We start from the raw sequence: 24,011 nt of genomic DNA, 5'->3' as shown, positions 1-24,011 counted from the left end.
GGGTGTCGGCACCGAGCTGCCGACACCAACGCGCATCCACCCCGCTCTCATCAGTCACCGCTCTCATCCACCCCAGACAGGAGACATTCACCGTGCACGCCGTCATCGTCCGTTTTACCCCGCAGCAAGGGTGTGCCGATCGCCTCGAGGCACTACTGCTACGCCAAGCCTCGGATAGCCTGGAAAAGGAACGTCACTGCCAGCGCTTCGATGTGGTTCGACTACGGAACGAGAACACCTTCGTCCTCTACGAGCTCTACCGCGACGAAGACGCCTTCAGATGGCATCTGGAGACCGACCACTTTCATGCCTTCGATCAGAAGAGCGCACCGCTGGTGGCGGAGAAGAAGGTCCTTCAAGGAGACCTGCGCCAGGCTTGATGCACGAGCACACCAGCGCTACAGCCACCCCATGGCCTGCATCGCCTGATTGGCAGGCACCAGCACGTAGCGTACGCACACAAACCCCACCAGGCTGAGTGCTAGGGTATAGGGTGCGGCCATCCACACCATGCGGCCGTAGGAAAGGCGAATCAGCGGTGCCACCGCCGAGGTCAGCAGAAACAGGAAGGCAGCCTGGCCATTGGGCATCGCCACCGACGGCAGGTTGGTGCCGCAGGCCACCGCCACGGCCAGCAGGTCGAACTGCTCGGCGCCGATGCGCGCAGCGCTTAAGGCCGAGTGGATTTCGCTGATGTAGACGGTGCCGACGAAGACGTTGTCCGAGACCATCGACAGCAGACCATTGGTCACGTACACCAGGCCCAGCTGCTCACTGCCTTGGCGTGACAGCACCAGCTCGATCACCGGTGCAAACAGATCCTGCTCGATGATCACCGCCACCACCGCGAAGAACACCACCAGCAAGGCGGTGAAGGGCAAGGCTTCCTCGAAGGCCTTGCCAAGGGCGTGCTCCTCGGTGACGCCGAGAAAGGCGCTTGCCAACACAATGACGGCAAGCCCGATCAGCCCCACCGACGCCTCGTGGCGAGCCAGTGCCACCACCAGCCAGACCAGCACCGCCGCCTGCACCCATAGCCTGGCCACCTCGATCAGCGACTGGCCTGCCCGCTCCTGGCGATCGTGCTCGACCAGGATGGCGCGTACCTTGGCCGGTAGACGCTGGCCGTAACCGAAGCAGCGCAGGCTTTCCACCAGCAGGCAGGTGGCAAGGCCTGCCACCAGCACCGGCAGAGTGACAGGCGCCATGCGCAGCACAAATTCGCCAAAGCCCCAGCCAGCCTGCTCGGCGATAATCAGGTTCTGGGGCTCACCGACCATGGTCGTGACACCGCCAAGCGCGGTCCCCATGGCGGCGTGGAGCAGCAGCGAGCGCAGAAAGCGACGATAGTCGATCAGGTCCTGGTGGCTGACCTCGGGGAGCCCGCTATCATCGCTGTGGTCATGATCGTCGTGCTGCCCCTTCATCGACGCCACCCGATGATAGATGGCGTAGAAACCCACCGTCACGCTGATCACCACCGCGATCACCGTCAAGGCGTCCAGAAAGGCGGAGAGCGCTGCCGTCGTCACGCAGAAGCACAGCGACAGCAGACGCTTGGACGTGACGCCTATCAGCAGGCGTGTGAACGCCTTGAGCAACAGCTGCTTCATGAAGGTGATGCCCGCCACCATGAACACCAGCAACAGCAGGACATCCAGGTTGAGCGCCACCTCGTGCATCACACTGTCGGGGCCGGTCATGCCGATGGCCACCGCTTCCAGTGCCAGCAGCCCACCAGGCTGCAGCGGATAGCACTTCAGCGCCATGGTCAGGGTGAAGATGAATTCGACCAGCAACAGCCATCCCGCAACGAATCCCCCAGACCAGGCATAGACCAGGGGATTGATCAGCAGGCAGATCAGGATGGCGGTCTTGTACCAGTCCGGCGAGGGACCGATAAAGTTGCGAAAGAAGGCCTGGGGCAGCGTCGTCACCATCGACCGGCTCCTTGTCGATACGGCGGCGTTTCAGTATGCCGGCGAAAAGCGGCGCAATCCGCGTGACTGCGTCAACAAACCGCCCTGAACCAACGGAGTATCGGCTTGTCACGCCTACCACGCCGGGCTAGCGTGAAAGACGCCACCACACCGATGAGGAATCGCCTGTGAAATGGGCTCGCACCAGCCGTGACAAGATGCACCATCACGCCGATACCATCGGCAACCTGCTCGTGGAAGGCTTTCACTACCTGGGACTCTTCGTCATCGGCGGGATGATCGCCTGGGCCTCGGTGGTCGCCTTCCTCGACATGCTGACCAGTGGCCACGCCAGCGTCGACGACATCCTGCTGCTGTTCATCTATCTTGAGCTGGGCGCCATGGTGGGCATCTACTTCAAGACCAATCACCTGCCGATTCGCTTCCTGTTGTACGTCGCCATCACCGCCCTGACCCGCTACCTGATCGGTGACATTTCCCACCACCCCAAGCCCGACGCCGGTCTCTTGTACCTGTGCGGCGGCATCTTCCTGCTGGCCCTGTCCGTGCTGGCGGTGCGCTTCGCCTCCTACAAGTACCCCTCCAGCAAGCCCATCGACGCCCTCGGCAAGGTGGTCAACAAGACCAACAGCGATCTGTAGGGCGCCCGGGACCAGCGCCCCTGCCCTCGCCCACGTTCACGTTCACGTTCAGGTTCACAACAACAGCGACGACAACAGCCCCCGCCAGCCAGCATCGAAAGATACCGGTTGGCGCGGGCTGGGTGTTTACGCGAAGGCTGAAGACCGGAACCAGGTTCCCGTCAGGACTCTATAAGGGCTCTATCAGGGCTCTCTCAGGACTTGTCGGGGGTACCCCGGACCACGTCCCACTGGGGCTGACCCTGCTCGATCAGCACACGCTCGCCGTCGGGGGCCTGCTCCAGACGCGCCACCTGACGCACGCCGTCATACTCCCAGGCCACGTCGTAGCCCAGGGTCTTTTCACGGGTGTCGTTGACGGTGTGGCACCGCTGTTCGGTGGTGGTATAGGTCTGGCCGGCCTCGACCCGACGCTGCACTTCGCGTCCGGCGAAGCCACCGCCGATGGCACCGGCCACGGTGGCGATCTTGCGGCCGCTGCCACCGCCGATCTGGTTGCCCACCAGGCCACCGACCACCGCACCGGCAGCGCTGCCCAGAATGCTGTGCGGGTCCCGGGTCGGCGCCTGGCGTGTCACCTGAACGTTCTCGCAGACCTCTCGCGGCGTGGAGACGGTCTCGGTGACCGGCGTGACGGCGGTAATATCGGCGAACTGCGGCCCCTGGGGCGCCTGCTGCACCTGCCAGGCGCCAAATGCCAGGCCACCAAGGCCAAAGACCGCGAGGGTGGAACCGACGATGATCGACTTGCTCATGCTGTTCTCCTTGCTCCGCCAGGGCGCTCGCTTAGCGTGCGAGAGGCGCCACGGCAGATGTCTTGGCGATGTGATAACCCTATCCTAGCCGTTATCGAACAGCGTTCGAAGAACCATGGAGCCACTTGCAAGTTGTTTGTGAGGCTGTCGCAACTCACCGACAAAGGTGCCCCCGATCGGCGACGACGGGCGCTGCTGCCCTCGCCTCTCATGCCATTGGCACACTTCTGCCCACACATCACAACGCCTCGCTGCCGGAGGCAGCGAGGCGTTGGGGGAGACGTGCTAATGGGGCTCACAAGCCGGGAGCGCGGGTCACGGAGCGATCCCGCTGCCCGCACTATCAGTGGCAACGGCCTGTGGCAGCGGCCTATGGCAAGGCCCCGTGACACCGACCAGCGGCTAGATGCCCAGCTTGTCCCGGGTCTGGTAGTACCAGGCGCCGATGGCGGACAGCGGCACCCTGAGCATGCGGCCGCCAGGGAACGGCAGATGCGGCAGGCCGGCGAAGGCATCGAAGCGCTCGTCACGGCCGGTCATCACCTCGCTGATCAGGCGACCGGCCAGGTGGGTGCAGGTCACGCCATGACCGGAGTAGCCCTGGGCGTAGTAGACGTTGTCATTGATCACCCCGAACTGGGGCAGTCGGTTGAGGGTCATCAGGAAGGTCCCGCTCCAGGCGTAGTCCACCTTGACCGTCTTGAGCATCGGGAAGGTCTTTTCCATCTTGGGACGAATGACCGCCTCGATGTCCTGAGGGTCCTCGCCGCCGTAGTTGACTCCCCCGCCGTAGATCAGGCGGTTGTCGCGGGTCAGGCGGAAATAGTCGAGCAGATAGTTGCAGTCTTCCACCGCCATGTTGTTGGGCAGAAGCTCCCGGGCCAGATCCTCACCGAGCGGCTCGGTGGTGATGATCTGGGTACCGCAGGGCATCGACTTGGCCTCGAGTTCCGGCATCACGCCGCTCATGTAGGCGTTACCCGCCATCACCACACGCTCGGCGCGAACGCTGCCGTTGCGGCTCTTCAGTACCACCGGCTGGCCGTGTACCAGCGACTCCACCGGGCTCTGCTCGAAGATCACACCGCCCAGGGATTCCAGCGCCGCCGCCTGGCCCAGCACCAGGTTGAGCGGATGCAGGTGTCCACCGGAGTGGTCCACCAGGGCACCGGTGTAGCGATCGCTGCCCACCTCGCGGCGACAGGCGTCGCCTTCCAACAGTTCCAGCCCGTCGTGGCCGTAGCGCTGCCACAGCGCCTGATGCTCGCGCAGCCCCTTGAGCTGGCGCTCGTTGCAGGCGGCGAACAGGTTGCCTTCACGCAGGTCGCACTGGATGTCGTAGCGGGCGATGCGCTCACGGATGATGCGATTGCCCTCGAAGGCCATGTCGCCGAGGGCACGCGCGGTGTCGGCACCGTACTTGTCCTCGATCACGTCCATGTCGCGGCTGTAGCTGTTGACGATCTGACCGCCGTTGCGGCCCGAGGCGCCGTAACCGACCCTGGCCGCCTCCAGTACCACCACCTTGAGCCCCTGCTCCGCCAGATGGAGCGCGGCGGAGATGCCGGTGAAGCCGGCCCCGACCACGCAGACATCACAGCTTACCTCTCCCTCGAGGGCCGGGCGCTGGGGTGAGGCATTGGCCGAGGCGGCATACCAGGACGCGGCATGCTGGACCTCGGCGGCCCCTCCACGGGGATCGGTAGCGGTGGAACGGCTGGACATGACGGACTCCCAAAGTGGTTATTTTATTCAACACTAGATCGCATTCTACGCGGCGAAAGGAGATATCTTCAAGATAAAGACATGGAATAATCACCACCACGCACCGACGCCATAGCCCCACAACGCAGCGAGCCAGGCACCTGGCCTGGCTCGCTGATGGTGCCTCATGCCACCGTCTCGGGCTTGCGCCACCTTCTCGGGATCGCGCCACCTTCTCAGGCCTACACCACTCTCTGAGCTTCGCGCCACCTTCTCAGGCTTGCGCCACCCCAGGGCGTCCTCCAAGGCCGCGGCTCACACCCGCAGCAGCAGGTGCTCACGCTCCCAGGACGAAATCACCTGAAAGTACTCACGGTGCTCGGCCCGCTTTACCGCCAGGTAGCTGTTGGTAAAGCGCTCGCCGAGGATACCTGCCAGGGCGTCACACTCGTGCAGCAGGTCCAGCGCCGGTCCGATATCGTCAGGCAGCTTGTTGCCGCCGGACCAGGCCGAGCCGACCATGGGCGGGCGGGGCTCCACCTGGCCGAGCATGCCGAGGTAACCACATGCGAGTGACGCCGCCATGACCAGGTAGGGATTGGCGTCGGCACCGGCCAGTCGGTTCTCGACCCGGGTGGCCTCGGGCCCGGAGACCGGCACGCGCAGGCCCACGGTACGGTTGTCCATGCCCCACTCGACGTTGATCGGCGCCGAGCCCGAGGTCTCGGTACGCAGCAGCCGCCGGTAGGAGTTGACGTTGGGGGCCAGCAGCGGCATCGCCGAGGGCAGGTAGCGCTGCAGGCCGCCGATGAAGTGGTGGAACAGACGGCTGGGCTGGCCATCCTCGCCGGCAAACAGATTTCGTCCGCTGGCCGGGTCGATCAGGCTCTGGTGAATGTGCATCGAGCTGCCCGGCTCGTTGGCCATGGGTTTGGCCATGAAGGTGCCGTACATGCCGTGGCGCAACGCGGTCTCGCGCAGTACCCGCTTGAACAGCACCACCTGGTCGGCCAGCGCCAGCGGATCACCGTGCTGGAAGTTGACCTCCATCTGCCCGGCGCCCTCTTCGTGGATCAGGGTATCCAGATCCAGGTTCATCGCCTCGCAGTAGTCGTACATCTCCTCGAACAGCGGATCGAACTCGTTGACCGCATCGATGGAGAAACTCTGGCGGCTGCTTTCCTGGCGACCGGTGCGCCCCACCGGCGGTTCCAGCGGGTAGTCGGAGTCGGTATTGGTCTTGACCAGGAAGAACTCCACCTCCGGTGCCACCACCGGGACCCAGCCACGTGCCTGGTACAGCTCCAGCACACGCTTGAGCACATAGCGCGGCGCCAGCTCCACCGGCTCGCCGCTCAGATAGTGGCAGTCGTGGATGATCTGGGCGGTAGGATCGTCGGCCCAGGGCACCAGGAAGACGGCGTTGGGGTCAGGCACCAGCTCCATGTCCCGCTCGGCAGGATTCCAGAAGCGGATGTCGTCATCGTCGGGATAGCCCCCGGTGACGGTCTGGATAAAGATGGAGTCCGGCAGGCGCGGTCGTCCGCCGTTGAGGTACTTGCCCGCGGGCATGATCTTGCCCTTGAGGATGCCGGTAAGGTCGGTGACCAGGCACTCCACCTCGGTGATGCCGTACTGCTTGAACCAGTCGCTGAGCGCTGGGCTTTCCTGGCGGTTACTCATGAGAGTGTTCCGTTACGTGAGTGTCTCACTCGGTGGCCGAGCCCCGACGTCGCCGGGGCTCTTTCCTTGCAGGGCGGCCCCGGGCGCATCAACGCCCCTGGGCCAATCCCTTCACCGAGCCTTTACCTCTGACCACAGTTGCTGAAAGGTCTGCAGTTGCTGACCGGACAGGCTGGGGGTGAAGACAAGCCGCGCCATGTCCTCTTCGCTGGGCTGGGTCGGCGGCTGGGTCAGCACCTCGTCGAGATGCGGGCGCGCCGCCTCGTTGGGGCTGGCGTAGTAGTTGTAGTTCGACAGCTGGGCACCGATCTCGGCGTCCAGGATGAAGTCGATGAACTTGTGCGCGAGCTCCGGGTTGGGTGCCTCGGAGGGGATGACCATGGAGTCGACCCACATCTCGGCGCCTTCGTCGGGAATCACGAAGTCCAGATGTTCGAAGGTCTCCGGGTCCTCATCCTTGAAGTACAGGTAGTCGCCGTTGAAGGACATGCCCACGTGGGTGACGCCCCGGGCCAGCTGCTGCAGGGTCGGTGTGCCGTCGGTGAAGCCCGAGAAGTTGTCGCGATTCTTGGTCTCGATCAGCAGTCTGGCGGCATTCTTCAGGTCATCCAGACCACTGCAGTCGAAGCTCGCGCCCAGATAGGCGCAGGCGCTGCCGGTGGCGACCTGGCCGTCCTGGATCATCGAGAACGGATAGTCGCCGTTGACCTCGGGGTCGAACAGCAACGACCAGCTCTTGGGCGCATCGGGGAAGGTCTCGGTGTTGTAGACAAGGCCCGTGGTGCCCCACTGGTAGGCAGCGGAGTACTCGGCACCGGGATCAAAGCTCGGATCCTTGAACTGCGCCATCAGGTTGTCGAAGTTCGGAATCTGCGAGCGGTCGAGCTTCTGGATCAGGCCGGTCTCGATCATCCGCGGAATGTAGTAGTTCGACGGCACCACGATGTCGTACTGGGAAGTGCCACCGGCATTGAGCTTGGCGATCATCTCCGGGTTCGAGTTGAAGTAGTTGGTCACCACCTCGACGTCATACTTTTCCTCGAAGGCCTCGATGATCTCGGGGTCCATGTACTCGGTCCAGTTGAACAGGTACAGCTTGCCCTCTTCAGCCTGGGCGACGCCTGCGAGCATGGCGGCGGCCACGGCGAGGCCCAGGGCGCTGCGAGTCTTGTTGAGCATCGTTGCTTTCTCCTTGTATTGCTTGGTCTTGTCTGGGTACGTCAGGTGTTGATCGATCTGTTCCGAGATTGCCGCTGTGTCCGCCAATGGCACAGGCGTCATGCCTTGCGCCGATTGACGACGAGGCTTGCCAGGGCGGCCAGCGCCACCGCCGCGATCATCAGTGTGGCGATGGCGTTGATCTCCGGTGACACCCCCTTCTTGATCGCGCCCCAGATATAGATCGGCAGGGTCGCGCTCTCCGGGCCGGAGGTGAAGAAGCTGATGACGAAGTCATCCACCGACAGGGTAAAGGAGAGAAAGAAGGCCGATATCAACGCCGGCTTGATGGTCGGCAGCATGAAGTGCACCACCCGCTTCAAGGGCGAGGCATACAGGTCCTTGGCCGCCTCGAACAAAGACGGGTCCAGACCCACGAAGCGCGAGTAGACGATCAGCGCGACGAACGGAATCTGGAAGGTGACGTGGGCGATGATCATGGTGCCCAGCCCCGGCCCCAGGAGCCCGGTCAGCTCATTCACCTTGACGAAGAAGGCCATCTCCGAGATACCGAAGACGATATCCGGCAGCACGATCGGCAGATAGATCAGCACGATCAGCCAGCCCAGCTTGCGGTGACGGTGGCGATACATGCCATAACCGATCAAGCAGCCGATCACCAGGGCAATCAGCGAGGACGTCAGCGCCAGCACCAGGGTGTTGCCGAAGGCGCTCATGATCTGGTCATTGGCGAACAGCTGGTGGTACCAGCGCAGCGACAGCCCGGTCATGCTGGCCGCGCTGTTGGCGGCGTTGAAGGAGAACAGCACCACCACCGCCAGCGGCAGGTAAAGAAATACCAGGGTCAGCCACCAGAAGGCGCTCAGACCTCGCTTGAGTGTGCGCTTTCTCATATCACCACCTCCTCACCGCCGCCGAGTCGCTTGCCGATCCGGCGCATGGCATAGAGTCCGGCGAAGGTCGCCAGCAGCATCAGGATGGCGCCGGCGGCGCCCAGCGGCCAGTTCGACCCACCGGAGAACTGGTTGGCCACCAGATTGCCGAGCATCAACGCCTTGCCGCCGCCCAGCAGTTCCGGAATCACGTACATGCCGAAGGCCGGAATCGCCACCAGCACGATCCCGGCGAGCAGCCCCGGCAAGGTCTGGGGAAAGACCGCGTGCCAGAACGCCTTCACCGGGGTGGCGTAGAGGTCCTGGGCGGCCTCCACCTGGGCGGTGTCGAGCTTCTCGAAGGCGGCGTACAGCGGCAGCACCATGAACGGCAGGAAGTTGTAGACCAGCCCCAGGGTCACCGCGAAGTTGGACGGGTAGAGCCCCATGTTGGGGGCGATCAGCCCCAGCGACTCGGCGACGCTGGAAAGCGGCGTACCCGGCGCCAGCAGATTCATCCAGCCGAAGGTACGGATGACCTGATTGGTCCAGGACGGCACCACCACCAGCAGCAGCATGATCGGCCGCCATTTCGCCCGGCAGGTGGTGATGTAGTAGGCGATCGGATAGGCCACGATAACGACCAGGCCGGTCGCCACCAGGGTCTGCCACAGCGACCTCAACAGGGTGTAGAGGTTGCCCGGGCTCCAGCCCAGAAAGCCAAAGCCGGCAAGCTGCTTGAACGAATCCAGCGACAGCGGCATCTGCGGCAGGCCGTAGGGCCCGTTGGTCATGAAGGCCACGCCCATCAGGTAGGCGCTGGGCAGCACCAGAAAGACGATGATCCAGGCCGCGCCGGGTGTCACGGTAAAGAGAAGATGGCGCGCTTCTCTGACCATGCCCTGGCTGCGTCCGAGGACAGCGGTATCGGTCATGACATGCCCCCTCAGTTGGCCACGGTGACGAGGTCTTCCGGGGCGACCACCAGGGTCACCTCGTCGCCGACCTCGGGCAGTCGGCGCCCGCGATTGTTGATGGTGGCCTGCAGGGTGGTGTCACCGACCGCGAGACGGAACTCGGCGTGGCTACCACGATAGAGCCGTTCGGTGATCCGCCCGACCAGGTGGTTCACCCCCTGATGACGTCCCAGACGCACGTCCAGCGTCTCGGGGCGAATCAGCAACAGCTCACCGCCTCCCTGCTGTGGCGTGTCGAGATCGGGCTCGAGCTCCAGCTCGCCAAGCTCGGTGGTCACGCGCTGGCCCTGTCGGGCGCTGATCGGATAGAGGTTGGCATGGCCCATGAAACGGGCGACAAAGGCATTGACCGGACGCTCGTAGACCTCCCGAGGAGGCCCCACCTGCTGGATGGTCCCGCCATTGAGCACGGCGATGCGGTCGGACATCACCATGGCCTCGTCCTGATCATGGGTCACGAAGACGAAGGTCATCCCCAGGCGCTTCTGCACCCTCAGCAATTCAACCTGCAGCTGACTGCGAAGGCCGGCGTCGAGCGCCGACAGCGGCTCGTCCAGCAGCAGCACGTCGGGCTCGCAGACCAGCGCCCGGGCCAGCGCGATGCGCTGACGCTGTCCGCCGGAGAGCTGATCGATGCGCCGATCGATCAGATCGCCCAACTGGATGAACTCGGCGATGCGCTCGACCCGTGCCTCGCGTTCGGCACGATCGACACCGCGCATCTTGAGGCCAAAGGCCAGGTTGTCGCGCACCGACAGGTGGGGAAACAGCGCGTAGGACTGAAACACGGTATTGACGCTGCGATGGTGCGGCGCCACCTCGGTGACGTCGCGCTCACCGATGGTCAGGCGTCCCTGGTCGGCGTCTTCCAGACCCGCCAGGATGCGCAGCAGCGTGGTCTTGCCACAGCCCGATGGGCCCAGCAGGGTAAAGAACTCGCCGGCCTCGATGGTCAGGTCGACGCCATCGAGTGCCACCGTACTGGCGCCGAAGCGCTTGTGCAGGCCCTGCATATGGATCGCGGAGGCGGTCCGCTCGGAGCCGGCGGCATCGACGCCCGGGCGTGCGCCATCATGGGGCTCATCCCGGCGCTGTGAGTGGCGCTCGGCGGTGGAGGTCTCGGTCATAGGGGCATTCCTCGTCGTTGTCGGCAGCTCACAGCCGATCGCGAAGCTTGTAGAAGTGGGTGGCCAGCAGCAACAGCGGTGTTCTCAACAGGCGACCGCCGGGGAAGCGACGATGGGGCATGGCGGCAAAGACGTCGAAGCGCTCGCTCTGCCCGGCAATGGTCTCGGCCAGCAACTTGCCGGCCAGTCCCGCCATGGCCATGCCATGACCGGAGTAGCCTTGCGCATAGTAGAGGTTGGCGGCCAGTCTGCCGAAGTCCGGGGCGCGATTGAGCGTGATGGCAACGTCACCGCCCCAACGGTAGGCGATCTCGACATCATCGAGCACCTTGAACAGGCGCCGGATCTTGCCGTCGATGCGCGCCTCGAGCCCCTTGGGCGGGCGCCCGTCGTAGCTGACTTCACCGCCATAGATCAGGCGTCGATCCGCCGACAGCCGATAGTAGTCGAGCACAAAATTGGCATCGGCCAGGGCGTCATTCTTCGGCAGCACCTGGGCCGCCTGCTGCTCGCTCATCGGCTCGGTGGCGATCATGTAGTTGGCACAGCGCATGATGCGCCCGCGCATCTCCGGCAACAGGTCGATGCCGTAGGCGTTGGTCGCCACCACCACACTATCGGCGGTGACCTCTCCGGCGGCGGTCTTCACCCGGGCAGGCTCGCCTCTGGTCACCGCGGTGACCGGGCTATGCGAGTGGAAGATCGCCCCCGCCTGCTGGGCGGCCCTGGCCAGGCCAAGGGTATAGTTGAGCGGATGCAGGTGCCCACCCTCGGCCTCCCACAGGGCCGCCGGGTAGGCGTCGGTGACCACATGTTCGCGCAGCGACTGCCCTTCGCGCCATTCCAGCGCCTGGTAGTCGTACTTGTGCGCCATGGTTTCCTGGAAGGCACGCAACTCCCGCACATGGCGCGGCTTGACCGCCGCATGCAGGTAGCCCCAGGCAAGGTCGCAGGGAATGGCGTGACGCTCGACCAGCTGTGCGGTCAGGCGCACCGCTTCGCGGCTCATTTCCCAGATATCGCGGGCCGCCGACAGGCCAAGCGCCTGTTCCACGGTGTCCATGTCGGTACCGAGCCCGGGCAGGATCTGGCCGCCGCTGCGACCGGAGGCGCCATGGCCGACGTCAAGGGCTTCCAGCACCACCACCTTGTAGCCTTGCTCGGCCAGATGCAGCGCCGCCGAACAGCCCGTCACCCCGGCCCCGATCACGCAGACGTCAGCGCGAACGTCGCCCTCGAGCCTGGGTGTCGGCAACAGCTCGACCCGGACGGAATCGCGGTACCAGGAGGCAGCCTCGGACGTGGAGGAATCTGTCATAGAGAGTCCGTATTGGTTGCGCAATGCGCTTGTTGTTATTGAATCTCGCACCTTCGCATGAAGGTGACACCGACAGTGTGCCACTTTCTCGCCACCAGGCGTCAAGTATCCAATAACACTAAATTCCTGACTTCAACGTCAGCGATTCGATACCTAAAGCGGCTGACGCACCAACATCAACACTTCACGTCATGCATCCCGCTCGATGGAAGTCGCCTTGGCGACGCTCACGCTTCGAACGTAAGCCGGCGCGCCCGGAAGCGCTCGAATCCAAGATGCCAGACGTGGAAAACTCAACGCGGAGCAACGACAGAGCGTCAGTCTCTCGTTTCATCGCCAAGAGTATAAGCGAGACATCATGTCAGCGAAGCGAAGACGTTGGCGGTTTGATCAAAGATCCAGGAGGCGCCATCAGTCGCCTGATACACCCGCATCGCTCTTCCCCAGCGCCGCCAGAAAGGCTTCCAGCACCCGATGCGGGCGGCGGTCACGGCGGGTGATGGCGACGAAGGGCGTCTCGTAGGCGGCGCTCTCGGAACACAGCTCACGCAGTCGTCCCTGCGCGACCCAGAGATTGGCGTGGTGATCCGGCAGATAGCCGATGTAGGCCCCGGTCAGGATAAGAAAGGCCGCGCCTTCCCGGTCGGACGCGGTGGCGCTGGGCTTGAGCCCGACATGGCGCTCACGGCCGGCTTCCGACAGCGGATAGGACGGTACCACGGCGTCCCACTGCCCCAGCGCCTGCCACCCGCCCAGCGCCTCCAGCGCCGTCGATGGCTCGGCGAACAGCGGATGCCCCCGGCCACAGTAAAGCCCGGAGCGTTCGCTGTAGAGCGCCTGGCTATCGACGCTGGCGGGCAGGTTGACCGCCGGAACGACACCGACATGCAGGCGTCCGTCGAGCACCCCGCGGGCGATCTCGCCGGGAGGGTCCATGTGCATGTTGATGCGCACCTCTGGGCCCTGGGCCTTGAGGCTTGCCAGGGCATGGGTGATACGCATCTCGGGTGAGCTGACCAGGGTATCGGTGATGCCGATATTGAGTTCGCCGCGCAGGCTGTGGTGCAGCGCATTGACCTCGGTGCGAAACGCTTCCAGTCCCGACAGCAGACGCCGGGCCCCTTCCAGCACCTCGCGGCCTTCCTCGGTCAGGGCGAAGCCGCCCCGCCCCCGCCGACAAAGCTTGAGCCCCAGGCGCTTTTCCAGGTCGCCCATATGCAGGCTGATGGCCGAACGACTGATGCCAAGCTCGTTCTCGGCGGCGGAAAATCCACCGCACTCGGCCACCGCCTTGAACACCCGCAATAGACGAATATCGAAGTCGGTGACCGGGCTCTGCCGGCTCACGCGCTTGCTCCGCCGGACCGCCCCCGGTCTGCGCAGGCCGGACAGCGCGGATCGCGCCCCAGCCGATAGTGACGCCATTCGCCACTCAGGCCGTCGAAGGTGGCAAGCCCCCGGTGGGGCGTGCCGGCCCCGGACAACAGCTTGACCGCCTCCAGCGCCTGGAAGCAGCCGATCAGCCCCACCAACGGCGAGATGACGCCACTCTCGGCGCAGGACAGGGCCTCGTCGCCCTGGTCATCCGACGGATACAGGCAGGCGTAGCAGGGACTGGTCTCGTCACGCGGGTCGAACACCGCCAACTGCCCGGAAAAGCGGATCGCAGCGCCGGAGACCAGCGGCACCCTGGCGGCGACGCTGGCGGCATTGATGGCGTAGCGGCTGGAAAAGCGATCGGTGCAGTCGAGGATGACATCGGCTTCCCGCGCCGCCTGGACCAGCCCCTCGGCGTCCAGATGGCGCTCGATGGCGCTGACCCGGCAGCTTGCATTGAGGGCGATGGCAGACTCGGCGGCCGACTGGGCCTTGTTGCGTCCCAGGTCCTGCTCCTGGTGGGCGATCTGGCGCTGCAGGTTGGAGATCTCGACCACATCGGCGTCGGCGATGGTCAGCTGTCCGACTCCGGCGGCGGCCAGGTACAACGCCACCGGCGAGCCCAGGCCACCGGCACCGACGATCAGTGCGCGCGACGCCAGCAAGCGCTCCTGGCCTTCGATGTCCACCTGGGAAAGCATGATCTGGCGGCTGTAGCGCAGCAGGTCCTGGTCATTCATGAAAACTCACTTGTCCTCGAACTCTTCGATATCCGGCACATGCAGGGCGAAATCTTCCTTCACTTCTTCCATCACCACGTAGCTCTTGGATTCCTTGACCCCGGGCAGGGTCAGCACCACGTCGCCAAGCAGCTGACGATAGGCGGACATTTCGGGAATTCTGCACTTGAGAATATAGTCGAACTGCCCGGACACCAGGTGGCACTCCTGGATCTGCGGCAGCTTCGACACGGCTCGACGGAACTCGTCGAACACCGCCGGAGACTGGGTCTCCAGGCTGATCTCGACGAATACCAGCAGATTGGCCTTGAGCATGCGCGGGTTGAGGATCGCCTTGTAGCCACGGATCACCCCGGAGCGCTCGAGGCGCTTGACGCGCTCCAGACACGGCGTGGTGGACAACCCCACCTGGGCGGCGAGGTCCACATAGGACACCCGGGCGTTTTCCTGCAGGCAACGCAGAATCTTCAGATCGATACGGTCGAGGGAGCGGTTCTTGGTTTTCATTGTGGTCCTGAACGCTGGTCTGACGGCGAGGGGCACGCAAGAAAAGAATCGACCAAAAAGGCCTGGTCGCAAAGCATTTCACGACAATCTCTCGCGCCCAATCGCTTGGTGGCAAAACATTTTACTGATAATCAGTATCACATGCCCCAAACAGACTCCAGTCCCGGCTTCAACGTTGCATGCCCCACTGCCCCAGCGTCACCCGAGGGTGGCCCCCCAGGTCATGCACGCTGTCGCAGCGAACATAGCCCAGCGCTTCAAGATGCTCTCGCACCCGCTCGGCCTGCTCGTAGCCGTGTTCCATCAACAGCCAGCCGCCCAGCTGGAGGAAGCTCCGGGCGCGCTCGGCGATGGCAAACAGATCGGCAAGGCCATGGTCGGCGGCCACCAGCGCCGAGCTTGGCTCGAAGCGCACATCGCCCTGCCCCAGGTGAGGATCCTGCGGGTCGATATAGGGCGGGTTGGCCACGATCAGGTCGAAGCGCTCGTCATCGAGCGCATCGAACCAGTCGCTCTGGCGAAATCGAACCGCCAGACCATGTCGCTCGGCGTTGCGCCGCGCCAGCGCCACCGCCTCAGGGGACAGATCGACGCCCTCGACCCGCCAGCCGGGGCGCTCGCTGGCAAACGCCAGAGCGATGGCACCGGTGCCGGTGCCCAGGTCGAGCAAGGCGCCGGTCTTGGTATCACCCTTGGCATCGGTCTTGACATCGGCCCGGGCCAGCGCGGCCTCCACCAGGGTCTCGGTGTCGGGGCGGGGAATCAGGGTGCTGGGCGAGGTCGCCAGGGCCAGCCCCCAGAATTCGCGTTCACCGGTCAGGTAGGCCACCGGCATGCCCTGGGCACGCGCCGCCACCCAGGCCTCGAAGCGGGCCCGGGCCAGCGTCGCCATGGGCTTGTCGCCCCAGGTGTAGAGCCAGGTGCGATCGACCTTCATCGCCGCCATGGCCAGCACCTCGGCGTCGAGTCGCGGCGTCGGGCTGCCGGCGGCCTCGAGGCGGCGGGTCGCCCGGGCGATCAGCACATCACAGCGCATCAGCCGTCCTGTTGCAGAGCGGCTAGCTGCTCCGCCTGGTACTCGTGGATCAGCGGGTCGATGACCTCGTCGAGGCCGTCGCCGGTGACCACCTCGTTGAGCTTGTACAGGGTCAGGTTGATGCGATGGTCGGTGATCCGCCCCTGGGGGAAGTTGTAGGTACGTATGCGCTCGCTGCGATCGCCGGAGCCCACCAGCGAGCGACGGGCGTCGGCCTGTTCCTGGCGCTGGCTGTCCTGGGCCGACTGCTTTAGCCGCGCCGCCAGCAGCGACATCGCCTTGGCCCGGTTCTTGTGCTGGCTGCGCTCTTCCTGACACTCCACCACCACACCGCTGGGCAGGTGGGTGATGCGGATCGCCGAGTCGGTGGTGTTGACGTGCTGACCGCCGGCGCCGCTGGAGCGAAAGGTGTCCACCCGCAGGTCGGCCGGGTTGATGTCGATGTCACTGACCTCGTCGGCCTCGGGCATCACCGCCACGGTGCAGGCCGAGGTATGGATGCGGCCCTGGGATTCGGTGGCGGGAACCCGCTGAACGCGATGGGCACCGGACTCGAACTTGAGCCGGGCGTAGACGCCCTCGCCCTTCACCCGAGAGATGATCTCCTTGTAGCCGCCCTGCTCGCCGTGGCTGGCACTGACCACCTCGACCTTCCAGCCCTGGTTCTCGGCGTAGCGCGAGTACATGCGAAACAGGTCGCCGGCGAACAGCGCCGCTTCGTCACCGCCGGTTCCCGCGCGCACCTCGAGAAAGACGTTACGCCCATCATCGGGATCCTTGGGCACCAGCAGACGCTTGAGTTCGGCCTCCAGCTCCTCGAGCTTGGCCACGCCCTCCTCGCGCTCCATCTGGGCAAGCTCGCGCATGTCGGCGTCGGCGTCCTCGGCCATCTGCTCTGCGGTGGCCACGTCTTCCTCGACGCCACGATAGCGGCGCCAGGCGTCGACCAGCGACTCGAGCTCGGCGTATTCGCGGGAGTAGTCGCGAAAACGTGGCTGATCGCTGATCACGTCGGGCTCCGACAACAGGGCAGAGAGTTCCTCGAAGCGGTCGACGAAGGCATCGAGGCGCTCACGCAGAGAAGCTTTCATCGGCAAATCCTTGAAATCATGTAAGAAGGCGCATTGCAGTCAAGCCAGGCCCGGCTAGTTCCGGGACTCGGGCTCGCCCAGCAGCAGTTCGACGGCAGCCTCGAGCAGGTCCTGGCGCTCATCGGCGGCGGCACCCCGCAGGGCCAGGGTGGGCTGATGCATCAGGCGGTTGGTCAACTGGTGGGCCAGGCGACGCACCACGGCCTCGGGATCCTCACCCTTGGCCAGGCGCTCCAGCGCCTGGGTCTGGGCCTCGTCACGCAGCCGTTCACCCTTGGCACGCACGTCGCGGATCACCTCGCCGGCCCCGCGCACCCGGCGTTCCTTGTGCCAGTGGGCCACGCCGTGCTCGATCAGCGCCTCGGCCTGGTCCGCCGCCACCTGGCGGTGACGTCGGTTTTCCTCGATGACCTCGTGCAGGTCATCGACGGTATAAAGGAAGATGTCGCTGAGCTCGCCGACCTCCGGCTCGATGTCGCGCGGCACGGCGATATCGACCATGAACACCGGACGGTGGCGGCGACGCTTGAGCGCCCGCTCGACCATGCCCTTGCCAAGAATCGGCAAGGGCGCCGCGGTGGACGAAATGACGATGTCGGCCTTTTCCAGGGCGACGGGGATCTCGTCGAGGCTGATGGCCTGACCGCCCAGGCTGCCGGCCAGGGCGCTGGCCCGCTCGCGGGTGCGGTTGGCCACCGTCAACTGGTGCACCCCGGCTTCATGCAGGTGGCGCGCCACCAGCTCGATGGTCTCGCCAGCACCGATCAACAGCGCCCTGGCGCGCGAGAAATCGTCGAAGATTCGACTGGCCAGACTGACCGCCGCGTAGGCCACCGAAACAGGGTTCTCGCCGATGGCGGTCTCGGTGCGCACCTGCTTGGCCACCGCGAAGGTATGCTGGAAGAGCCGCTCCAGCTCCCCGCCGAGCCCGCTGGCGTCCCTGGCCGCCTGGTAGGCATCCTTGAGCTGGCCCAGGATCTGGGGTTCGCCCAGCACCATGGAATCGAGACCCACGGCGACGCGCATCAGATGGCGCGCGGCGTCGCCTTCCAGATAGTGGTAGGCGCAGTGCAAGAGGTCCTCGCGGGGCAATGCATGAAACCGGCTCAACCAGTCGAGCACCTCGCTCTCCCCGCTCGACTCGGTCACGCAATAAAGCTCGGTGCGATTGCAGGTCGACAGCACCGCAGCCTCATGCACACTCGGCAGCGCGCGCAGCTCGGAGAGCGCCCGGGTGAGTTGCGAGGGGCCAAAGGCCACCTTTTCGCGCACCTCGACGGCCGCGGTTCGATGGTTGATGCCAAGGGCAAGCAGGGTCATGCGTTCGACGTCTTCATCAGATGATGTCCGGAGTGGCCAACCAGGCCGCTCCTGCAAGGCGCATATCCTACCATAGGCAGCTCTGACCTCGCTCCCCCGGGCATTGACCTTTGCCAAGACTCTCCAAGCCGTTATGCTGAGAATTCTCATGGAGAAGATGACGCCTCAATGCCCCCGAACGCGCGCCACGGAAAGCTGACCTGCACTCTGGCCACCCTGTCACTGACGGCGTGGCTCGCCGGCTGTCAGAGCTTTTCCTACAGCCCAGGCAGCGCGTCACAGGCTGACCCCATGGCCGGTGCTCCACCGATCACCCGTGGACTCGATGCCGACGGCCTGTCGACGCTGCTGATTGCCGAAATGGCCGGTCAGCGGGGCGACTATCGACGCGCCACCGAAGGCTACCTCAAGGCAGCCGAGCGCTATCACTCCGCTGCCCTGGTCGAACGCGCCACCCTGGCTTCACGCTTCACCGATGACACCACCCTGATCGAACGCGCCGCTCGACGCTGGCAGGAGCTGGCGCCCGAGGCGCCGGTCGCCGCCCAGATCCTGGGCAACCTCGCCGGTGGTCGCGGCAACTGGGACGAAGCCCTGAAACAGCGGCTGATCGCCGCCGATGACGGCACCGACATCACGCGCTTCGTCGATACCGCCCTGTCCAGTGGCGGCGATCCGGTGGCGCTCGCCGCCACCCTCGAACAGGCGCTCGACGAGCCCACACTCCCAGAGTCGAGGAAAGACGACCTGCGCCTGGCGCTGGCCCTGACCGACTCGGCCCAGGGGGATCATGAGGGCGCCCAGCGACGAATTGCCGCACTGGGAAACAACAGTCGCGATAACCCCCAGCGGATTCTCGCCGAATCACGCATCGCCCTGGACGCCGGCAAGTACCACCAGGCCCGCCTGGCGGCCAAACGCGGCCTCAACCTCTCTCCCGGCGACCCCCGCTTCCTTTTGTTGATGGCGCGGGCCGACATTCGCCTGGGCAACCTGGTGTCGGCCGAGAGCAGCACCGACACCCTGCTCGAGACCCGTGGCGACAACCCCCTCTTGCGGGTCGGCCTGGCCCAGCTCTATCTGGAAGAAGGCCACCACGACCCGGCGCGCCGGCTGCTGCTGCCGCTGGTCGATGATCCCCAGGCACCCAGCGCCCTCTATCTATTGCTTGGCAGCATCGCCGAGCAGGAAGACGAGGTCGACAACGCCCTGCTCTACTATCGCCGGGTACCGCCGGGCCCTGACTTCCTGCTGTCGCGACAGCGCGCGGCCAGCATGCTGATCGAGGCCGACCGGCTGCTGGACGCCCGGGCCTTTCTGCGGGTCGAGCGGCTGCGTCACGACGATGCCTATACCGGCCTGGTCATCACCGAAGTGCAACTGCTCGACCAGCAAGGTCTCGAGCCCGAGGCCGAGGCGCTGCTCAACCGCGAGCTGGCGCGTAGCCCCGAGGATGGCGACCTGCGCTACTTCCGCGCCATGCGTGCCTGGAGCGAAGGCGACCTGGACACCTCCGAACAGGATCTGCGCACCCTGGTCGAACAGCAGCCGGACAACGCCGTGGCGCTCAATGCGCTCGGCTACACCCTGGCCGATGCCGGCGACCCGGATGACCTCGACGAGGCCAGGCGACTGATCCAGCGGGCCTACGAGCTCTCGCCGGACAACCCTGCCATCCTCGACAGCCTGGGCTGGGTCGCCTACCGTGAGGGCAAACCGGAGGTTGCGCTACCCTGGATCGAGCGCGCCTGGCGCGAGATCGCCGACCAGGAGGTCGCCGCCCACCTGATCGAGGTGCTGTGGGACCTGGGCCAGAAGCAGCGCGCACGCGAGCTGTTGCAAGAAGCCCAGCAACGCTTCCCCGAGCGCCCGCTGATCGTCGATCTCCTCGATCGGCGCCCCGAAATCAGGCCTGAGCCAACGGCAACAGCGCCTTGACCGCCCCGACACCACGACCACTACCCGCAAGGACCCCGCGATGATGTCTTGTTTTCGCCTGACCGCCGCCGCCCTGGGGCTCGGCCTGCTGGCCGGCTGCGCCACCTCCCAGAGCGTCACCGAGCCGCGCCAGGAGCGCCAGGCCGGTGACTGGGAAGCCCAGACCGAACAGGTGGAAGCCTTCACCTCCTGGAACCTGACCGGAAAGGTGGGCCTGCGCACTCCCCAGGAATCCACCAGCGCCAACCTCGACTGGCGCCAGACCCCCTACCACTATCGCCTGCTGGTCACCGGCCCCATGGGCGCCGGCCGCAGTACCCTGGAAGGACGCGACGGTCGCGTCTCGCTGACCACCAGCGAGGGTCGCTTCGAGGCCGACAGCCCCGAAGACCTGATGGAACAGCGCCTGGGCTGGTCGCTGCCGGTCTCGAGCCTCACCGACTGGGTGCGCGGCCTGCCCGCCGACGACAGTGACTTCGAAATGACCGACGACGAGCTCGGCTTCCCCGCTTCACTGGAACAGGACGGCTGGGAGATCGACTACCGCGGCTGGAAGGATGTGAACGGCACCTGGCTACCCAACCGGCTGGTGATGACCTATGACGACCTGCGCGCCACCCTGGTGGTGAACCAGTGGCAGCCACTGGAACAATAGTCGCACCGGCTCCCGCCCCGGATGGCGGGAGCCTGTCTCCCGGGTAAAATGAAGCACCATCGCCCTCTGTCTCCTGTCGACGTGCTCCTTGCAGCAAGCTCCCTATAGAGAGAAGCAACGAGAGCCGGCATCGATCCCGGTCGCCGATGGCAGGCGCCACCCCCAGCCACCGATCGCCATCACTTCGGTCAGCCGATCCCTGGACAGCACCCTTTATAGACTCCCCCATGCCCGACACCTCTTTCTCTTCCGATGCCAGCACGCAGCCGACCCTGACGCTGCCGGCGCCGGCCAAGCTCAATCGCATGCTGCATATCGTCGGCCGTCGCGACGACGGCTACCACGAGCTGCAGACGCTGTTCCAGTTCCTCGACCACGGTGACGATATCCACCTGCGCCTGCGCCAGGACGGTGAGATAACCCTGACAGACCGTCTCGAGGGCGTACCCCGCGAGGCCAACCTGCTATGGCGGGCCGCCGACCTGCTCAAGCGCGAGACCGGCTGCGCGCTCGGTGCCGATCTTGGCGTCACCAAGCGCCTGCCCATGGGGGGGGGTCTGGGCGGTGGCAGCAGCGACGCCGCCAGCGTGCTGGTCGGGCTGAATCATCTGTGGGGCCTGGGACTGACGACCCGGCGTCTGGCCGAACTGGGCCTGACGCTGGGCGCCGATGTTCCGGTATTCGTCCACGGCCAGGCCGCCTGGGCGGAAGGCGTCGGCGAGCGCCTTGTCCCGGTGGCACTCGACACCCCCTGGTTCGTGGTCGTGCACCCGGGGGTGGCGGTCTCCACCCCTGCCGTGTTCACTGCGCCGGAATTGACACGGGACACCCCCGCCATTACCATGGCGCGCGCACTCAAGGGGGGAGCGTCAAGCTGGCGCAACGATTGCGAGGACACCGTCAGGCAAGCCTATGCTGAGGTGGCTCGTGCCCTGGACTGGCTCAACGCCCGGGCGCCGTCAATGTTGACGGGTACCGGCGCGTGCATTTTTGCCCGTCTGGAGTCGGAGGCCGAGGCCGTCCAGTTGCTGGACGATGTCCGATGCCAACAGCCGACCTGGCACGCCTTCAAGGCCCTGGGCCTGAATCGATCGCCTCTCCTCGACGCCCTGCCCGCGTGAGGCAGGACGTATGCTGGGGTATAGCCAAGCGGTAAGGCAGCGGTTTTTGGTATCGCCATGCGGAGGTTCGAATCCTCCTACCCCAGCCAACTTCCTTCTGAGTCCTGGACTCACTCCCCCAGGCTCACACTGAAGACCCAACACAGCAAAGGTGGCTGCGCGTGTCAAAATTGATGGTTTTCGCCGGGAATGCCAACCCCGAACTCGCCCGTAAGGTCGCCGAGAGCCTGGACAGCCGACTGGGTAATGCCACGGTCGGCCAGTTCAGCGATGGCGAGGTCGCGGTCGAGATCAACGAGAACGTGCGCGGCAAGGATGTCTTTATCCTGCAGTCCACCTGTGCACCGACCAACGACAACCTGATGGAACTGATCCTGATGGTTGACGCCCTGCGCCGGGCCTCGGCCACCCGTATCACTGCGGTGGTGCCCTACTTCGGCTACGCCCGCCAGGATCGCCGCGTGCGCTCCGCCCGGGTGCCGATCTCGGCCAAGATCGTGGCCGACATGATGGTCAAGGCCGGCGTCGACCGGGTCATGACCATGGACCTGCACGCCGACCAGATCCAGGGCTTCTTCGACGTGCCCGTGGACAACGTCTACGGTTCGCCGATCCTGCTCGACGACATCGAGCGTCAGAACTACGACGACCTGGTCGTGGTCTCTCCCGATGTCGGCGGCGTGGTCCGCGCCCGTGCCATCGCCAAGCAGCTCAACGCTGACCTGGCGATCATCGACAAGCGTCGTCCCCAGGCCAACCAGGCCCAGGTGATGCACATCATCGGTGATATCCAGGACCGCACCTGTGTGGTGGTGGACGACATGATCGATACCGCCGGCACCCTGTGCAAGGCGGGCGAAGCGCTCAAGGAACACGGCGCCAAGCGCGTGGTCGCCTACGCCACCCACCCGATCCTGTCGGGCCCTGCGGTGGACAACATCTCCGAGTCGGTGCTGGACGAAGTGGTGGTGGCCGACACCATCCCGCTGTCCGACACCGCGCGTCGCAGCGGACGTATCCGCCAGCTCAGCGTGGCCGGCCTGATCGCCGAAGCGATCCGCCGCGTCAGCAACGAGGAATCCGTCAGCGCGATGTTCCACTAAGCGACATATCGCGCGGGAAACGCGCCCCGACAACCGGGGCATCTGGAACCACCGAGGTCTGGTCGCGGGCTCGGTGGCTTCCTTACTTTAGCCAAGAGGCAATTTCATGTCTGACTACAAACTTACCGCCAATGTTCGTAACGACCTGGGGAAAGGTGCGAGCCGCCGCCTGCGTCGTGCGAACCAGCAAGTCCCCGCCATCATCTACGGTGGTGAAAAGACGCCGCAGCCGATCGCCGTCGACAAGACTGCGTTCTACAAGGCGCTGGAAGACGAAGCCTTCTTCTCTTCCGTCATCAACCTTGAGGTTGACGGCAAGTCCCAGCAGGTCGTGGTGCGTGACCTTCAGCGCCACCCGTACAAGCCGCTGGTGACCCACGCCGACTTCCTGCGCGTCGATGCGACTCACGAGATCACCATGCGCGTTCCGCTGCACGTGGTCGGTCAGGACGAGTCCAAGGCCATCAAGGAGCAGGACGGTGAACTGCACCAGCTGGCCAACGAAGTCGAGATCAGCTGCCTGCCGAAGGACCTGCCCGACTACCTCGAGGTCAACATCGCTGACCTCGAGATCGGCAGCACCCTGCACCTGTCCGACCTCAAGGTTCCGGCTGGCGTAACCATCGTCGAGCTGAGCCACGGTGAAGAGCACGACCAGGCCATCGTCAACGTGACCAAGGCCAAGGTCATGCAGTCCGAAGAAGAAATCGCCGAGGAAGAAGCCGCCGCCGCCGAGGCCAGCGAAGAAGCTGCCGAGGAAGCGAAGGACGACGCCAAGGACGAAGACGAAGAAGGCGACAAGGAGTAATCCTTTTCTGCCGGATTCAGGGGCCACTGCGGTGGCCCTTTTCGTTTCCGAGGGCTTTGCCCATGGCCTCGTCGCCAAGGCCCTGAGCAAAGCGCTTGCCCCGCACCGCTGACCGGAGA

The 24,011-nt window shown here is 65.0% G+C and carries 22 protein-coding genes and 1 tRNA gene; 8 read left to right on the top strand and 15 right to left on the bottom strand.

All coding sequences use genetic code 11. The annotated features are described in order from the left end of the window. Positions 1-92: 92 nt before the first annotated feature. Positions 93-380, top strand: coding sequence for a putative quinol monooxygenase (locus NFH97_RS16680; RefSeq protein ID WP_349625180.1), 288 nt, complete (start codon positions 93-95; stop codon positions 378-380). An 18-nt stretch (positions 381-398) separates the two neighbouring features. On the opposite strand, the gene nhaB is transcribed toward NFH97_RS16680, so the two are convergent. Further along, positions 399-1,940, bottom strand: coding sequence for a sodium/proton antiporter NhaB (nhaB, locus tag NFH97_RS16675; RefSeq protein WP_213227274.1), 1,542 nt, complete (start codon positions 1,938-1,940; stop codon positions 399-401). Between the two features lie 167 nt (positions 1,941-2,107). On the opposite strand from nhaB, the gene NFH97_RS16670 reads away from it, so the two are divergent. Beyond that, positions 2,108-2,581 carry a phosphate-starvation-inducible protein PsiE gene (locus NFH97_RS16670; protein ID WP_197037120.1) on the top strand — a complete coding sequence of 158 codons (474 nt, stop codon included), beginning with the start codon at positions 2,108-2,110 and terminating at the stop codon, positions 2,579-2,581. 194 nt (positions 2,582-2,775) lie between these two features. Here the strand turns inward: NFH97_RS16670 and NFH97_RS16665 are convergent, their stop codons facing one another. The 14 genes from NFH97_RS16665 to hemA form a co-directional block, all read right to left on the bottom strand. Next, complete coding sequence (locus NFH97_RS16665; protein ID WP_253029229.1) at positions 2,776-3,336, bottom strand: glycine zipper 2TM domain-containing protein; 561 nt, start codon at positions 3,334-3,336, stop codon at positions 2,776-2,778. 402 nt (positions 3,337-3,738) lie between these two features. Beyond that, a complete protein-coding gene (locus tag NFH97_RS16660; RefSeq protein WP_045995152.1) occupies positions 3,739-5,061 on the bottom strand; it encodes an NAD(P)/FAD-dependent oxidoreductase in 1,323 nt (440 codons plus the stop codon). Between the two features lie 294 nt (positions 5,062-5,355). After that, positions 5,356-6,723, bottom strand: a complete 1,368-nt coding sequence (locus NFH97_RS16655) for a glutamine synthetase family protein (protein WP_045995153.1) — start codon at positions 6,721-6,723, stop codon at positions 5,356-5,358. 111 nt (positions 6,724-6,834) lie between these two features. Further along, positions 6,835-7,902 (bottom strand): ABC transporter substrate-binding protein, encoded by a 1,068-nt coding sequence (locus NFH97_RS16650; RefSeq protein ID WP_052704559.1) that lies wholly within the window; start codon positions 7,900-7,902, stop codon positions 6,835-6,837. A 98-nt stretch (positions 7,903-8,000) separates the two neighbouring features. Next, on the bottom strand, positions 8,001-8,795 hold the full coding sequence (locus tag NFH97_RS16645) for an ABC transporter permease (protein ID WP_349625179.1): 795 nt from the start codon (positions 8,793-8,795) through the stop codon (positions 8,001-8,003). Next, positions 8,792-9,709, bottom strand: a complete 918-nt coding sequence (locus tag NFH97_RS16640; RefSeq protein ID WP_052704560.1) for an ABC transporter permease — start codon at positions 9,707-9,709, stop codon at positions 8,792-8,794. Before NFH97_RS16640 ends, NFH97_RS16645 begins: the two co-directional genes overlap by 4 nt. A gap of 11 nt (positions 9,710-9,720) precedes the next feature. Further along, positions 9,721-10,878: an ABC transporter ATP-binding protein gene (locus NFH97_RS16635; RefSeq protein WP_213229703.1), complete on the bottom strand. Its 1,158-nt coding sequence runs from the start codon at positions 10,876-10,878 to the stop codon at positions 9,721-9,723. Positions 10,879-10,906: 28 nt separating this feature from the next. Then, positions 10,907-12,196 (bottom strand): NAD(P)/FAD-dependent oxidoreductase, encoded by a 1,290-nt coding sequence (locus NFH97_RS16630; RefSeq protein WP_349625178.1) that lies wholly within the window; start codon positions 12,194-12,196, stop codon positions 10,907-10,909. Positions 12,197-12,607: 411 nt separating this feature from the next. Further along, on the bottom strand, positions 12,608-13,543 hold the full coding sequence (locus tag NFH97_RS16625) for a LysR family transcriptional regulator (protein ID WP_231498652.1): 936 nt from the start codon (positions 13,541-13,543) through the stop codon (positions 12,608-12,610). After that, positions 13,540-14,313 carry a HesA/MoeB/ThiF family protein gene (locus tag NFH97_RS16620; RefSeq protein ID WP_349625177.1) on the bottom strand — a complete coding sequence of 258 codons (774 nt, stop codon included), beginning with the start codon at positions 14,311-14,313 and terminating at the stop codon, positions 13,540-13,542. The genes NFH97_RS16625 and NFH97_RS16620 overlap by 4 nt, the downstream gene beginning before the upstream one ends. A 6-nt stretch (positions 14,314-14,319) precedes the next feature. Next, entirely contained in the window at positions 14,320-14,820 is a 501-nt protein-coding gene (locus NFH97_RS16615) for an Lrp/AsnC ligand binding domain-containing protein (RefSeq protein ID WP_045995158.1), read from the bottom strand. Between the two features lie 169 nt (positions 14,821-14,989). Then, positions 14,990-15,856, bottom strand: coding sequence for a peptide chain release factor N(5)-glutamine methyltransferase (prmC, locus tag NFH97_RS16610; protein ID WP_349625176.1), 867 nt, complete (start codon positions 15,854-15,856; stop codon positions 14,990-14,992). Next, positions 15,856-16,947 carry a peptide chain release factor 1 gene (gene prfA / locus NFH97_RS16605; protein WP_108448942.1) on the bottom strand — a complete coding sequence of 364 codons (1,092 nt, stop codon included), beginning with the start codon at positions 16,945-16,947 and terminating at the stop codon, positions 15,856-15,858. Before prfA ends, prmC begins: the two co-directional genes overlap by 1 nt. Before the next feature lie 54 nt (positions 16,948-17,001). Then, entirely contained in the window at positions 17,002-18,267 is a 1,266-nt protein-coding gene (hemA, locus tag NFH97_RS16600) for a glutamyl-tRNA reductase (protein ID WP_045995161.1), read from the bottom strand. A gap of 168 nt (positions 18,268-18,435) precedes the next feature. Here hemA and NFH97_RS16595 point away from each other — a divergent pair, with 168 nt between their 5' ends. From NFH97_RS16595 to NFH97_RS16570, 6 genes are all read left to right on the top strand, one after another. Further along, positions 18,436-20,205, top strand: coding sequence for a tetratricopeptide repeat protein (locus NFH97_RS16595; RefSeq protein ID WP_349625175.1), 1,770 nt, complete (start codon positions 18,436-18,438; stop codon positions 20,203-20,205). A gap of 40 nt (positions 20,206-20,245) precedes the next feature. Then, positions 20,246-20,860 carry a lipoprotein insertase outer membrane protein LolB gene (gene lolB, locus NFH97_RS16590; protein ID WP_349625174.1) on the top strand — a complete coding sequence of 205 codons (615 nt, stop codon included), beginning with the start codon at positions 20,246-20,248 and terminating at the stop codon, positions 20,858-20,860. Positions 20,861-21,087: 227 nt separating this feature from the next. Next, entirely contained in the window at positions 21,088-21,981 is an 894-nt protein-coding gene (ispE, locus tag NFH97_RS16585; RefSeq protein ID WP_349625173.1) for a 4-(cytidine 5'-diphospho)-2-C-methyl-D-erythritol kinase, read from the top strand. Positions 21,982-21,995: 14 nt separating this feature from the next. After that, positions 21,996-22,070 (top strand) — tRNA-Gln (locus NFH97_RS16580). Between the two features lie 72 nt (positions 22,071-22,142). Next, a complete protein-coding gene (locus NFH97_RS16575; RefSeq protein ID WP_181248623.1) occupies positions 22,143-23,084 on the top strand; it encodes a ribose-phosphate pyrophosphokinase in 942 nt (313 codons plus the stop codon). Positions 23,085-23,190: 106 nt separating this feature from the next. Next, on the top strand, positions 23,191-23,892 hold the full coding sequence (locus tag NFH97_RS16570; RefSeq protein WP_213229692.1) for a 50S ribosomal protein L25/general stress protein Ctc: 702 nt from the start codon (positions 23,191-23,193) through the stop codon (positions 23,890-23,892). The last annotated feature ends 119 nt before the right edge of the window (positions 23,893-24,011 follow it).

The sequence above is a fragment of the Halomonas sp. SCS19 genome, from assembly GCF_040147015.1.
Classification (GTDB): Bacteria; Pseudomonadota; Gammaproteobacteria; order Pseudomonadales; family Halomonadaceae; genus Halomonas; species Halomonas litopenaei.
Note: the sequence above shows the minus strand (reverse complement) of the source record. Positions and strands in the feature narration are given on the sequence as shown.

Excerpts from the sequence above, each read along its gene's own strand:
- nhaB (WP_213227274.1), bottom strand. The coding sequence starts at position 1,940 with ATGGTGACGACGCTGCCCCAGGCCTTCTTTCGCAACTTTATCGGTCCC.
- NFH97_RS16665 (WP_253029229.1), bottom strand. The coding sequence starts at position 3,336 with ATGAGCAAGTCGATCATCGTCGGTTCCACCCTCGCGGTCTTTGGCCTT.
- NFH97_RS16660 (WP_045995152.1), bottom strand. The coding sequence starts at position 5,061 with ATGTCCAGCCGTTCCACCGCTACCGATCCCCGTGGAGGGGCCGCCGAG.
- NFH97_RS16655 (WP_045995153.1), bottom strand. The coding sequence starts at position 6,723 with ATGAGTAACCGCCAGGAAAGCCCAGCGCTCAGCGACTGGTTCAAGCAG.
- NFH97_RS16650 (WP_052704559.1), bottom strand. The coding sequence starts at position 7,902 with ATGCTCAACAAGACTCGCAGCGCCCTGGGCCTCGCCGTGGCCGCCGCC.
- NFH97_RS16645 (WP_349625179.1), bottom strand. The coding sequence starts at position 8,795 with ATGAGAAAGCGCACACTCAAGCGAGGTCTGAGCGCCTTCTGGTGGCTG.
- NFH97_RS16640 (WP_052704560.1), bottom strand. The coding sequence starts at position 9,709 with ATGACCGATACCGCTGTCCTCGGACGCAGCCAGGGCATGGTCAGAGAA.
- NFH97_RS16635 (WP_213229703.1), bottom strand. The coding sequence starts at position 10,878 with ATGACCGAGACCTCCACCGCCGAGCGCCACTCACAGCGCCGGGATGAG.
- NFH97_RS16630 (WP_349625178.1), bottom strand. The coding sequence starts at position 12,196 with ATGACAGATTCCTCCACGTCCGAGGCTGCCTCCTGGTACCGCGATTCC.
- NFH97_RS16620 (WP_349625177.1), bottom strand. The coding sequence starts at position 14,313 with ATGAATGACCAGGACCTGCTGCGCTACAGCCGCCAGATCATGCTTTCC.
- NFH97_RS16615 (WP_045995158.1), bottom strand. The coding sequence starts at position 14,820 with ATGAAAACCAAGAACCGCTCCCTCGACCGTATCGATCTGAAGATTCTG.
- prmC (WP_349625176.1), bottom strand. The coding sequence starts at position 15,856 with ATGCGCTGTGATGTGCTGATCGCCCGGGCGACCCGCCGCCTCGAGGCC.
- prfA (WP_108448942.1), bottom strand. The coding sequence starts at position 16,947 with ATGAAAGCTTCTCTGCGTGAGCGCCTCGATGCCTTCGTCGACCGCTTC.
- hemA (WP_045995161.1), bottom strand. The coding sequence starts at position 18,267 with ATGACCCTGCTTGCCCTTGGCATCAACCATCGAACCGCGGCCGTCGAG.
- NFH97_RS16595 (WP_349625175.1), top strand. The coding sequence starts at position 18,436 with ATGCCCCCGAACGCGCGCCACGGAAAGCTGACCTGCACTCTGGCCACC.
- lolB (WP_349625174.1), top strand. The coding sequence starts at position 20,246 with ATGATGTCTTGTTTTCGCCTGACCGCCGCCGCCCTGGGGCTCGGCCTG.
- ispE (WP_349625173.1), top strand. The coding sequence starts at position 21,088 with ATGCCCGACACCTCTTTCTCTTCCGATGCCAGCACGCAGCCGACCCTG.
- NFH97_RS16570 (WP_213229692.1), top strand. The coding sequence starts at position 23,191 with ATGTCTGACTACAAACTTACCGCCAATGTTCGTAACGACCTGGGGAAA.